This is a genomic window from Candidatus Krumholzibacteriia bacterium (genome assembly GCA_029865265.1).
Lineage (GTDB): Bacteria > Krumholzibacteriota > Krumholzibacteriia > WVZY01 > JAKEHA01 > JAKEHA01.
This window is the reverse complement of sequence record JAOUHG010000005.1, coordinates 16848-29050: the sequence shown is the minus strand read 5'-3', so window position 1 is coordinate 29050 and position 12203 is coordinate 16848. Positions and strand designations below refer to the sequence as shown.

Annotated in this window: 11 protein-coding genes; 3 read left to right on the top strand and 8 right to left on the bottom strand. The window is 65.2% G+C overall.

What is annotated here, in order from left to right; genetic code table 11:
• Window positions 1–32: 32 nt before the first annotated feature.
• The 5 genes from OEX18_03750 to OEX18_03730 form a co-directional block, all read right to left on the bottom strand.
• Window positions 33–1124, bottom strand: a complete 1092-nt coding sequence (locus tag OEX18_03750) for a hypothetical protein (protein MDH4336375.1) — start codon at window positions 1122–1124, stop codon at window positions 33–35.
• A gap of 50 nt (window positions 1125–1174) precedes the next feature.
• A complete protein-coding gene (gene lon / locus OEX18_03745; protein ID MDH4336374.1) occupies window positions 1175–3535 on the bottom strand; it encodes an endopeptidase La in 2361 nt (786 codons plus the stop codon).
• 23 nt (window positions 3536–3558) lie between these two features.
• Complete coding sequence (locus OEX18_03740; protein ID MDH4336373.1) at window positions 3559–4020, bottom strand: Hsp20/alpha crystallin family protein; 462 nt, start codon at window positions 4018–4020, stop codon at window positions 3559–3561.
• Window positions 4021–4190: 170 nt separating this feature from the next.
• A complete protein-coding gene (locus OEX18_03735) occupies window positions 4191–4670 on the bottom strand; it encodes a hypothetical protein (GenBank protein ID MDH4336372.1) in 480 nt (159 codons plus the stop codon).
• A 304-nt stretch (window positions 4671–4974) separates the two neighbouring features.
• Entirely contained in the window at window positions 4975–6528 is a 1554-nt protein-coding gene (locus OEX18_03730; GenBank protein ID MDH4336371.1) for a glycosyltransferase family 39 protein, read from the bottom strand.
• An 81-nt stretch (window positions 6529–6609) separates the two neighbouring features.
• Here OEX18_03730 and OEX18_03725 point away from each other — a divergent pair, with 81 nt between their 5' ends.
• A complete protein-coding gene (locus OEX18_03725) occupies window positions 6610–7521 on the top strand; it encodes a DUF72 domain-containing protein (GenBank protein MDH4336370.1) in 912 nt (303 codons plus the stop codon).
• A 2-nt stretch (window positions 7522–7523) separates the two neighbouring features.
• Here OEX18_03725 and OEX18_03720 read toward each other — a convergent pair whose 3' ends face one another.
• The 3 genes from OEX18_03720 to OEX18_03710 all read right to left on the bottom strand — a co-directional run bounded on the left by OEX18_03720 (window position 7524) and on the right by OEX18_03710 (window position 10177).
• Entirely contained in the window at window positions 7524–9185 is a 1662-nt protein-coding gene (locus tag OEX18_03720) for a serine/threonine protein kinase (protein MDH4336369.1), read from the bottom strand.
• 134 nt (window positions 9186–9319) lie between these two features.
• Window positions 9320–9724 (bottom strand): hypothetical protein, encoded by a 405-nt coding sequence (locus tag OEX18_03715; protein MDH4336368.1) that lies wholly within the window; start codon window positions 9722–9724, stop codon window positions 9320–9322.
• A gap of 12 nt (window positions 9725–9736) precedes the next feature.
• Entirely contained in the window at window positions 9737–10177 is a 441-nt protein-coding gene (locus OEX18_03710) for a DUF5683 domain-containing protein (GenBank protein ID MDH4336367.1), read from the bottom strand.
• A 310-nt stretch (window positions 10178–10487) separates the two neighbouring features.
• On the opposite strand from OEX18_03710, the gene OEX18_03705 reads away from it, so the two are divergent.
• On the top strand, window positions 10488–11426 hold the full coding sequence (locus OEX18_03705; GenBank protein MDH4336366.1) for an ABC transporter ATP-binding protein: 939 nt from the start codon (window positions 10488–10490) through the stop codon (window positions 11424–11426).
• Window positions 11426–12199: an ABC transporter permease gene (locus OEX18_03700; GenBank protein MDH4336365.1), complete on the top strand. Its 774-nt coding sequence runs from the start codon at window positions 11426–11428 to the stop codon at window positions 12197–12199. The genes OEX18_03705 and OEX18_03700 overlap by 1 nt, the downstream gene beginning before the upstream one ends.
• Window positions 12200–12203 lie beyond the last annotated feature (4 nt).

Here is a 12203-nt window from a genome sequence, read left to right as displayed (position 1 = left end):
ACGCACAATATGCAGGAAGCGCCCGCGCGGCGCTAGCGCTTTGCGAGTTGCAGGAGCGTGTCGATCTTGGAGCAGACCTCGTCGACCGACACCTTCTGGCCCCGCACACCCTGGATGATCTGGACGTGTGGGGCGGATCTGGGGAACCAGTTGATGCCATCGAATCGCGTGAAGAAACCAATCGTCGGCCGTCTCATGCTGACCGCGAAATGGAAATAGTCCGTATTGCCGGCCAAGACTAGATCGGCGCGAGAGAGGAGCGCAAGGGCTTCCTTGACGTTCTTGGGCTCGACGTCCACCACCGGCGCCTTGACCAGCGAGCGGAAACGCGCCATGCCCTTCGCGTCCAGATTGTGGGACAGCAGCAGCAGTTTGGCCCCGTTGCGCCGCGCCACCTCGCTGGCGACGTAGGCCATGGCCGTGTCCACCAGACGGTGGTTGCCCTTGCCCATGCCGGGATCCACCGCAATGATCATCCCGTCCTTGTCGGTGCGGCGGAAATGAATCATTTGCGTGGCCCAGCGCACGTCCGCGTCGGGGAGCTTCCACGCCATTACGTTGTCACCCGGGCTCTGCCCCAGCACGGAGAGGAAACTGAGCGCACGCGGGGCTTCGTACTGCCCGCTCTGGCTGGAGCGGATCTCGCAGTTGACGAAGGGATAGGTGAAGCGCTGCGAGAAACCGACGCGCAACTTCGCGTTGGAAACCAGCGCCGCGAGCGAGCGGGCGAAGCTGAACTCGCGACCCAGCAGGAAGACCACGTCGAAGCCGCGGCTGCGGATACGGCGCAGCAGGCCGAAGAACGTGCTGGAGAACAACGTCAGGTGTTCGGACTCGTAGCTGATCATCTCGCTGATGGGCTCCAGCGTACGGATCAGTTCGCCGTTGCCCTCGCGCACCAGCACGGTGATGCGCATGCCCGGATAACGGCGCTTGAGGTGGTTGAGGACCGGTGCAAAGAAAAGCAGTTCGGTGAGGTCTCCGGAGTCGACCACGAGCACGCGGCTGCGGTCGTTGATGTCCGATGGCAGCGAGAACGGCTCGTGGCGAACCATACGCCCCAGCAGCGGAGTCAGAAACTCCACCGCGCGGTCCCGCGAATGTGTCAGTGCTGTGGTGGTCACGGTCCGGTCCTCACCCAAAACCGTCTAAGGTATTGCAAGACAAGGGCCAATCAGTCCCAGATCAGGGTCTTGTCGATGGCCTCGGCCGCACGGTTCAGGGGCACCAAGTTCAAGTCCTTCTTGATGATATCCGGAATTTCGTCCACATCCCGGCGGTTGGACTCCGGGAAAAGAACGGTGCGGATGCCGGCCCGGTGGGCGGCGATCACCTTGTCCTTGAGCCCCCCGATGGCCAGAACCTGGCCTGTCAGGGTGATCTCACCCGTCATGGCGACATCATTCCGGGCAGGCTTGTCGAACAGGAGCGAGGCGATGGTGGCGGCGATGGCCACGCCCGCGCTGGGTCCGTCCTTGGGGACGGCACCGGCGGGGACATGGATGTGGATGTCGTACTTCTGGAAGAACTCCTTGTCCTTGGCGCGCGGCAGGTACTGGGACGCGATGAACGACATGGCCGCCTCCGCGCTCTCCCGCATCACGCCCCCGAGCTGCCCGGTGAGTCGCAGGTGCCCGCTGCCGCGCATCTTCACCGCCTCGATGAACAGGATCTCGCCGCCGTCAAACGTCTTCGCCATCCCGGTCACCACGCCCACCGCCGGCTTCTTGCGCGCGATCTCGCTGCGGTACTCCTCCTGCCCCAGGTAGTTGGCCACCGTGCGCTCGCTGATGCGCACCGGGCGCTTGTTGCCGCTGGCGATGCGGCGTGCCACCTTGCGGCAGATGCCGGCCAGCTTGCGCTCCAGTTCGCGCACCCCCGCCTCGCGCGTGTACTTGCGGATGATAAAACGGTGTCCCTCGTCGGTGACCTTGAGCAGCTTGGGTGGGATGCCGTTCTCGTCCAGCTGCCGCGGCAGCAGATACTTCTTCGCGATCTCAATCTTGTCGATGGTGATGTACCCGGGGATCTCGATGATCTCCATGCGGTCCAGCAACGGGCGCGGAATGGTTTCCAGCACGTTGGCGGTGGCGATGAAGAGCACCTTTGAGAGATCGAACGGGATGTTCAGGTAGTGGTCCTCGAAGCTGTCGTTCTGCGCGGGGTCGAGCACCTCGAGCAGCGCCGCGGCCGGGTCGCCGCGGAAGTCCGCGCCGAGCTTGTCGATCTCGTCCAGCATGAACACGGGGTTGTTGCTGCCCGCGGTGCGCATGCCCTGGATGATGCGACCGGGCAGCGCGCCGATGTAGGTGCGGCGGTGACCGCGGATCTCCGCCTCGTCGCGCATGCCGCCCAGCGAAATGCGCACGAACTTGCGTCCCATTGCGCGCGCAATGGACTTGCCCAGCGACGTCTTCCCCACCCCCGGCGGGCCCGCAAAACAGATGATGGAGCCCTTCATGGACTGCTTCAACTTCTTCACCGACAGGAACTCGAGGATGCGCTCCTTGACCCGCTCCAGGTCGTAGTGGTCCTCGTGGAGCACCTTCTCCGCCTGCGTGATGTCGAGGTTGTCGTCGGTAGTGGCAACCCAGGGCAGTTCCAAAATCCAGTCGATGTACGTCTTGGAGACGGTGTACTCCGCCGCCCCGGGCGACATCTTCTCCAGGCGGTCCAGCTCCTTCATGGCCGTGTCGCGCGCGACGTCGGACAGCTGTGCCGCCTCGATCTTGGTGCGCAGGTCCTCGGCTTCAACGGTGCGGTCGTCGTCTTCGCCCAGTTCGCGGCGGATGGCCTTCAACTGCTGGCGCAGGTAGTACTCGCGCTGCTCGCGATCCATCTCTTTCTTGACGTCCGCCTGCAGCTTGCGCCCCAGCTTCATCACTTCCATTTCATCGGCGAGATAGCGTGCCAGCAGCTTGAGACGCTCCGTGCTGTCGATCTCCTCGAGGAGTTTCTGTTTGCGGTCCAGCTCGATGTTGAGGTTGGTGGCGATGACGTCCGCCATGCGCCCACCCTCTTTGATGTTGTTGATGATGATCTTCAGCTCGTCGGCGAGGGTGTCCGATTCGTCCACCATGCGCGAGAAGGTCCGGATCACGTTCTGCGCGTACGCCTTGTGCACGTCGTTCTCGACGTCCACCTCGTCCAGCGGCTCCACCCGCCCCTTGAGGTACGGAACCACCTGTGTCACCTCGGCCAGCCTGACCCGCGAGATCCCCTGCGCCAGCAGGCGCATTTCGCCGTTGGGAAAACGGATCATCTTCTGGATGTGGATGGCCGTGCCCACCGAGTAGATGTCCTCGGGCCCGGGGTGTTCGGTCTCCTGGTTGCGCTGCGTGAACGCGCCGATGATCTTGTGCTCGGCCAGGGCTTCGTCGGCCAGGCGCAACAATGCGGGATCGCGGAGAATCAGCGGGACCATCATCAGCGGGAAGACCACCGCATCGTTGATGGGCAGGATGGCCAGTTCGCGGGGAATGCTCCCCGCCTGGATCCCCGTATCTTCGAACTCGAGCGTGCTGCGAGACTTCACCGGTAACTCCTGGTTGGTGTGCGCTACTCGATCTCTACGCGACGACGCCCCGGCCCTTCGGCCGACTTCTTGAGCCGGATCTCCAGCAGGCCGTTGTCGTAGCGGGTCGTCAGGCTGCCCGCGTCCACCGGGGACGGAATCCCGATCATGCGCTGGAACGGTCCCACCTGGATCTCCAGCGAGTGAAACTGCTTCTTGCCGGGAGGAATGAGATCCTTGCGCACGCCGCTGATGCGCAGGATCGCGCCGTCGGTTGCCACCGCGATGTCCTTGCGCGACATTCCCGAGATGTCCATGATCACCACGAACTCCCCGTCCGTCTCGAATACGTTCATGGGAGGCTCCCAGCCGAAGCTGGTCTTCATCTTGATCTTGTGCTTGGCGGGGGTGTGCTCGGACATGAGCATTTCGAGCAGTTCGCGGATATTGTCGAATTCGCTCGTCGAGAGCCTCTCGAGCGTCACGGGCGGCATCTTGGGATTCATGGCTCCATTCTCCTCACGAAGGCTGCCCCTCTTGCGGCGGCGCCTGTAAACATCGTTCGCGTCGCGGATTACGACGCAAGTGCACTGTAGCGGTGGGTTCTGGCAGTGTCAAGATAAGCCCGGCCCCACGGGCGAACCGTGGGACCGGGCGAGGGCGGCAGCGGGCAGGGTCAGCGACGGACCACGCCCCCGGCGGTCAGCCCGGCGGAGCTGGATGCGGGAAGCGGCGGCGCGGCGGGTGCCGCGCCCCGTTCGGTCAGGGCGTGGCTGGAAGCCACGTTGCGCATGGTTTCCCATGACGCGAGCGCCTTCTTCTCGAACACGAGGTCGTAGCGCACCCAGTCGCCATTCCAGCGATCGGTGACGCTGTAGGTCCACCGCTCGTGAACCCCGTCGCCGTTACGCTCGCGCGCGTCCGGGATTCCCCAGGAGGCGACGACGTCCTCGAAGCGCATGCCCAGCGCCACTTCGCTGCGCTGGATGTTGGGATTGAACTCACCACCCGGGTTGGCCTGGAGGTATTCGGCCCGCAACAGGCGGACGGAGTCGTCGGCCTCGCGAACGGGTGGGCGGCTGGCGCACGATGCAAGAGCAAGCGTCGCAATCAGCCACACGCAACTGGCGCGACGACGGTTGTGGGGCGAAGTCATCTGTGTCTCCTTCGAACAACGGATTACCCGCGATTCCGCGCGATGCCTCGCACGGGCGGCAATGAAACCCTGGCCGGCGGGACATGTCGTCCGCCGAGCCCGTCCGTTGCACGAATCGTCCCAACCGGAGGAAGCGCGGGGAGCGGGGTTTCTCCCGGCTCATTACAGTGGGATGTTTCACGTTGCCGTGTACGATTACCGCTCCTCCGCTCATGGTCCTCGCGCGAAGCATTTGAAATCGCGCTGCGGAAATCGCGTCGGATCGGTAATCGTCCACGCCCGTCGAGCCGACAATGAGAAGGAGCTATTCGGGAGCGAGAGGTTGCTTCACGCGGTAGCGGGTGGCTTCGACACCGGCGGTGCTGAAATGATCCAGCGGTTCGCAGCGTCGTTCAATCTCGTCGCGCACACGACCGTCCGGGTCATCGACCCACGGGCGCGCGCGCAGATACCAGAACGTGTCGCACTGTGCGAACATCGCGTCGAGTTGTCGTTGCGCCACTCCCGGCGGGCCCCCGTAGACGAAGTGGAGCGGCGCATCCGTGGTGAGGTAGTGCCGCACCACCGGCCACACCGTGGGCGCGAAGATGCACTCCCGTCCGTCCGCGCGGGCTTCAACCCCTGCCACGGCGCGCTTGACGTCTTCCCTGGCGAAGCGCGGGTTGAAGTAGTGGTTTCCGAGCGAGAGCAGGCTGGTGGCGGCCAGCGCCCCGCCCACCCACAGCCGCCTCGTTGCGCGCAGCGACGTCACACCCGCGGCGAGAAAGGCGACGTACGCGGGCAACCCCACCAGCACGTAGCGGACATTGAACGCCTTTGCGTTCTGCCAGTTCAGCAGCAGCGTCGCCACCAGTGGAATGAGCAGGTATCCCGCCATCTCCAGCAGGCCTCCCCACCCCATGGCGCGCCGCACCGCGCGCAGGCCCGCCAGGGTCACGGCTCCGAACAGCAGCCCCACCCACAACACGACCGCGGCGTGGCGCTGCACCACCGAGCCGAGCGAGGCGTCACCGTGCAACTCGCGCAGCGATGGCCCCAGGGAAAGACCGACCGAGTAGGCGTACACCGCGTAGGGGATGGATTCGAAACGGAACGTGGTTTCGCCGCGCAGGCGTTCGGATGGATCCAGCTGCCCGGGCATAACCGGCGTGGCCAGCCTTCCGAAATCGATGTAGGTGGTGACTCGATAGATCCACGGCGATAACAGCGCGGCGGCCATCAGGCCAACAGCCGCCCAGCGTGGCAACCAAACCCGCAACCTCCCCGCACCGCGCAGGAATGCAATGCTCTGCGCCGCGAATGCGAACACGGCCGAGAAGTTCGACAACACCGCCGCCGCAACCAGCGATGACAATCCGAATGCGCGCCCGCGCGACCAGCCCGCCGTCAGGCGGTCGATCTGCACGCAACCGGCCAGCACGAAACAGACCACGAACGCGTAGTTGCGCAGTTCCTGCGAATAATGGATGTGCAGCGGATTGATAGCGAGCAGCAGCGCACTCCACAGCGCCGTCCTTGCGCCCAGCCGCGGCCGCAGCCACCCGAACAGAAGCGGAATCGACACAATGCCGGCGATGGCGCTGGGCAGCCGCAGCCATGCATCGGACTCCGACACACCGCGGAACAGAAACACGACGAACGTGTGCAGCGGGCCGTGGATATTGTGAAGCAGCAGCTGCCAGATGGGATAGCCGGGCTTGGGGGTCGCCACCTCGAGCGTGAGCATCTCGTCCACCCACAGGCTCTGGTAGCCGATGTGGAACAGGCGCAGGATGGCGCCGATCGCAACGATGGCGAGCAGCGCTCGCCTTGCGCGCCACTCGGTGATTCCCGCTGCGTCCGGACGGTGTGGGTTCATCGTGCGTGTGATCGCTGCAAAGCGCCGTCTCGTGTTATAATCCGCAGCGCCCGCGACGCGGGCGGACTCCGGGAGCACGGCTTGTCGGTTGATCTCCAAGAGCGCCTGCACATCGGTCCCGCCGGATGGCAGTACGAGGACTGGAACGGGATCTTCTACCCGTCACCGCGTCCCCGCGGTTTCGACGCGCTCGAGTACGTCGCATCGTACTTTAACCTCGACGAAATCAACAGCACCTTCTACCGGGTGCCCGCGCCGGAAACATGCCGGCGCTGGGCGGAACGCGTCACGCACAATCCGCGCTTTCTCTTCACCGCCAAGGCCCACCAGTCCATGACGCACGGTCCCCTCGACCGCCCGCGCGAAGTGGACGCGTTTCGCGCCGCCATGCAGCCCCTGCTCGACGCTGGCCGCCTGGGCTGCGTTCTGCTCCAGTTTCCCTGGTCGTTCCGTTTCGAAGACGCGGCGCGACGGCGGGTCGACGCGTTGGTCGCATCGCTCGATCCGCTTCCGCTGGCACTGGAGGTTCGTCACGCCAGTTGGAACAGCGAACCGGCCGAGTCGTTTCTCGAGTCGCATGACGTTGCGGTGTGCGGTATCGACCAGCCCGTGATCGGCGAGTCGCGTCCACCGTACCGGTTTCGTCCCGGTCCGGCCGGAGCCTACTTCCGCTTCCACGGCCGCAACTACCGCAACTGGTTCGGCGCCGAGGCGGGCCGCGACGCCCGCTACGACTATCTCTACTCGGCCGATGAGCTCTCGCCCTGGGCCGCTGTGATCCGCCGTGCGGCCGCCGGCAGCGAGCGCGTCTTCGTGGTGTTGAACAATCACTTTCGGGGCCAGGCGCCTGCCAACGCCTTCGAGCTGGAAGCGATCCTTACCGCCCGGCGGCCACCGGCCCCGGCGCCCCTGCGCCGAGCGTACCCGCGCCTGCTGGAGACCACGGTTGCGGATCCCGGCGACGCGGCAACGGACGATCTCTTCGGTGCCTGAACTCAGCGACCGAGGTTTACCAGGAAGAGGATGATCGGCAGGAGGAGCAGCGCCGCGCCGATGCCGATGACCAGCCCGCCGGGCACTTCCGCGTGCCACCTGCGCCGGGACTGGTGCACCAGTTCGGGGCTCTCGTCGGTCGACAGCGGATTCTGCGCGGGGTCAGCGAAACCCGGCTGGCGCATGGCATTGAGGTCGATCTTGTCGGTCTTGTTGAAGGAGTGGCGGCACATGGTGCAGAACTTCGCGCCCATGTCCTCCTCCCATCCGCAGCTCGGACAGACGATCGCGCCCTTGGGGACGCTGCGTGGACTCTGCACCTTCCCGGACGGTGACTCCGGTTCTGGCTGTGCCGGCACCGGCGGCACCGGCGGCGGCGGCGCTTCCGGCCGCGCGCTGGCCACGGCGGACGGCGGCACGATGGCGTCCATGCGCGCCTCCCCGCCCAGTTCCTTGACCACGTTGACCAGCCAGCGGGCCTTCTTGTAGGGGAGCCGCTCCACCAGCACGCAGGGGGCGCGCGCGGCCAGCGACCGCATGCGCGGTACCGGCGCCTTCAGGCGCATGGCCAGCTTGAGCGCGAAGCTGTCCGGCGTCTCCAGTTCGCGGTCGATCTTCAGGAGCGTGATGCGGTAGTCGAGGGTTGGGTCGAGTTCCACCTTGGCGGGCGGGGGCACCCGATCCACGCCGGCGTCCTCCTCGATGGCGGGAACGGTGCCCAGTCCCATACGCCCGAGGAAGTTGCGCACGCGCTCGGTGCCGCTCTTGCTGGAGCGTGCGCCCTTGTATCCCTGCGGGTCGGCGCAGAAATCCTTGAGGCCGCGACGGTCGATCTGGAATTCGTGGTCGCGCATCACCGCATCGATGGCGGAGCACACCATCTGCATCGAGGGCATGCGCTGCAGCGGCGACTTGGCCATCATGGCGTTGACGATGCTCTCCACGGAGGCATCGACCTCGGGGTTCAACGACGACGGGGATGGCGGCTGGAACGACTGGATCCGATCGATCACCTCGGAGAAGCTGCTGCCCTCGAAGGGCCGCTTGCCCGCCAGCATCTCGTAGAGCACCACGCCCAGCGAGAATATGTCGCTGGGCTTGTCAACCGGCTCGCCGCGCGTCTGCTCGGGCGACATGTATGCCGGTGTCCCCACCACCTTGCCGTCGTGGGTGACCAGCGTGATCTTCTCGACGTCCTTGGCGAGGCCGAAGTCGGCGATCTTGATGGCGCCCTGGCGCGTCAGAATTATATTCGCCGGTTTGATGTCACGGTGCACCAAGCTCTGTGCGTGCGCAGCATCCAGACCGTAGGCCACGTGCAGCGCGATGCTCAGCGCGATGTCGACCGGGATGCGCGGGCGCGCCCGCAGCAGTTCTTCCACGGTCGGGCCGTCGTAGAACTCCATCACGATGTAGTAGGCATCGTCCTCGTGGCCGTAGTCGATGACGTTGACGATGTTGTCGTGCTGGACGCTCGCCGCCGCCTCGGCCTCCTGCTGGAAGCGCATGACGAAGCGCGCGTCGGCGGCCAGATGCGGGAGCAGCACCTTGACGGCGACGGTCTTCTTCAATGACTGCTTGCGCGCCTTGAAGACGACCGCCATCCCGCCCACGGCGATCTGCTGGAACGAGTCGTACCCTGGTATCCGGATGGTGGCTTGCATTCCCAAGTGCACCCCGGGAAAAGACGGGGGGCATGCGGGGCTTGCACGGATCGTACCACGGACGCAGGGGGAGACCCCGCGCCTTACAGGTTACTCAAAGGTACAACTATAACAGACTGATTTGTATGGCGTTATCAGGGGGCGATCTTCTGGGCCTGGCTGCCTTCGACGTTTTCGCTACTCACCGCGGACACCGCGAATCGGAGTCCCTGGATCGAAAACGGGAATGAGGTCAGCAGCGTGGTCTGGTCGGTCTCCGAAAGCAGCTCGTCGGCCGAGAACTCCCCGCCCACCAGGTAGATGCGGTAGCGGTCCACGATCCCGTTGGGGTCGTCGATGGTCCACTGGAAATCGTAATCGTTCACCTGCGGGTCCGGCTGGGTGATGACGAAGTTCTGCGGGACCGGCACGGGCTGCACGTCCAGGGGCTGGGGAAAGTCCTCGTGCTTGGGACAGGCAACGAGCACGGGCAGCACGGCTACGAACGTCAGCGCCGCCGCGAGCGTGGGGATCTTTCTGGTGATCAGGGGAACTCGCATGAGGGTTGGCTCCTAGAAACGAATGGTGCGCACGACCCGCATCTGCTCGCCGGTCCACTCGAGCGACATGGCCGGGTCCTTCTGGACCTCGCCCGTCTCGGGCTGGGAGATGATGATATCGACGATGTTCACGGCGTAGGTGACGATCAGCGCACCGACGAAGAAGTTGCGCCACGTCTCGTCGCTGTCGGCCTCCGAATACGCCTTTGACATGCTGTCGTACGTGGCCTGGATGTCGGACTCGAGGATGACCTGCCCGGCCGCCAGCTGGTCATTATAGTAGAGGTAGGTGTTCTTGTAGCCTTCGTAGCGTTCCGTCGTGCGCGAGTACTCCACCTGGGTTGCGAACAGCCCCACCCACGAAACGATGGCCGCGGAGGCGAAGATCGTGGCCTTCGTGTAGTGGCCGTCGTGCGCCTGGCCGAGTCCCGGCAGCAGGATCGAGCGGACCACCGACCCAGTACCCGACCCCGCGAGAGCCGGTGATGCGACCGAGAAAACAAAAAGTGCGGCCGCAAAGGCCGCCGCTGCGCGCATCGTCTTGCCACGAGTCATGAATGAGCCTACGTTTCCTTCAGGTTGCCAGGAGAACACCGGGTCCCGGCGGACCCTCCGCCGCTGGAACACGAGGTTCTACGCGGTCGAGCGCAGAATGTTACGGGCAAAGCCGGCCCCACGCAATTTTTTTCTCCCTGCCCCGGATGAGCCGCGTTGACGGCAGATGGAGGGCGCGATAGCATACGCGCCTGTTCAGCGGTGGAGTATGATCGAAGTAACTGGACTCACCAAGCGTTACGGGGCCCGGACCGCCGTGGACGACGTTTCCTTTTCCATCGAAAAGGGCGAGATTGTGGGTTTCCTGGGCCCCAACGGCGCCGGAAAGACCACCACCCTGCGCATGCTGACCGGTTTTCTTCCACCCACCGCGGGCCGGGCGCGTGTGGCCGGATTCGACGTCGAATCGGACTCCATGGCGGTGCGCTCCCGAATCGGCTACCTGCCGGAGACCGTCCCGATCTACCGGGACCTGTCCGTGTCCGCGTACCTCGACTTCGTCGGCCGCCTCAAGGGCATGGGCCGTGCGCGGCGCCGCGAGCGGACCGCCGAGGTGGTGGACGCCTGCGGCATCGGCGACGTCTTCACCCGGCGCATCGGGGCGCTGTCACGGGGCTACCGACAGCGGGTGGGTCTCGCGCAGGCGCTGCTCGACGACCCCGACGTGCTCTTCCTCGACGAGCCGACCGTGGGGCTGGACCCACGCCAGATCGTCGAGATCCGCGACCTGATCCGCGGTCTCGCGGGAAGGCGAACCGTGGTCCTCAGCACCCACATCCTCCCGGAGGTGAGCCTGCTGTGCCGGCGGGTCCTCATCATCCACCACGGGCGGCTCATCGCCGACGCCCCGCCTGAGAACCTGCGAACCCATGGCAGTGACGCCCTGCGCGTCGACGTGGAGGCGCGCGGAGAAGCCGATGCGGTACGCGCGTGCCTGGCGCGCGTCGGTGGCGTTGCCTCGGTCGATATCTCCAACGCCGCGCAGGCCGGCGTGGTGCGCGCGCATGTGACCGCCCGGCCCGGCGCCGACCCCCGCGAGGCCATCGCCGCCGCGCTGGCATCCGGCGGCATCGGTCTGCGCGGTCTCTCGGCCGCTTCCATCACCCTCGAAGACGTGTTCGTAGAACTCGTCACCAAGGAGGCATGATGGCGGGCCGTGTTCTCGCACTCTACCGGCGCGAAATCGCGTACTACTTCCAGTCACCGGTGGCCTACGCCGTGATCACCATCTTCGTGCTGCTGTCCGGGTACTTCTTCTACAACCTGCTCGGCTATTTCAATCTCTCGTCCATCCAGGCCATGCAGAGCCCGCTGCAGGCGCGCTCGCTGAGTCTCACCCTCTCCGTACTGCAGCCCCTGTTCGGCAACATGAGCGCCGTCCTGCTGCTGCTGCTGCCGCTGCTTACCATGCGCCTGTTCGCGGAAGAGCGACGCAGCGGTTCCGCCGAGCTGCTGTTCACCTATCCGGTGGGCGACTGGGACGTGATCCTGGGGAAGTTCCTGGCCGCGGCCACCGTGTACTTCGTCATGCTGGCCATGACGATCCCCGCCGTCTCCTTGCTGTACTACTTCTCCACGCCGGAGACCGGCGCGGTGGTGTCCGGGTACCTGGGGCTCTTTCTGATGGGCCTGACGTTCCTCGCCATGGGGATATTCTTCTCGTCGCTCAGCGACAGCCAGTTGGTCGCGGGCGCGGCCACCTTCGGCTGCGGCCTGCTGCTCCTGATCGTGGGATGGATCACCCCGTTCGTCTCGCCCGGTGCGGCCGCCGTGCTGAACGAGATCTCCATCGTGCGCCACCTGGACGGCTTCTCGCGCGGCATCATCGACACCAACGACCTGGTCTTCTACGCGAACATCACCGTCTTCTTCCTCTTCCTGTGCGCGCGCGTGCTCGAATCCGCGCGCTGGAGGAGCTGAAGCG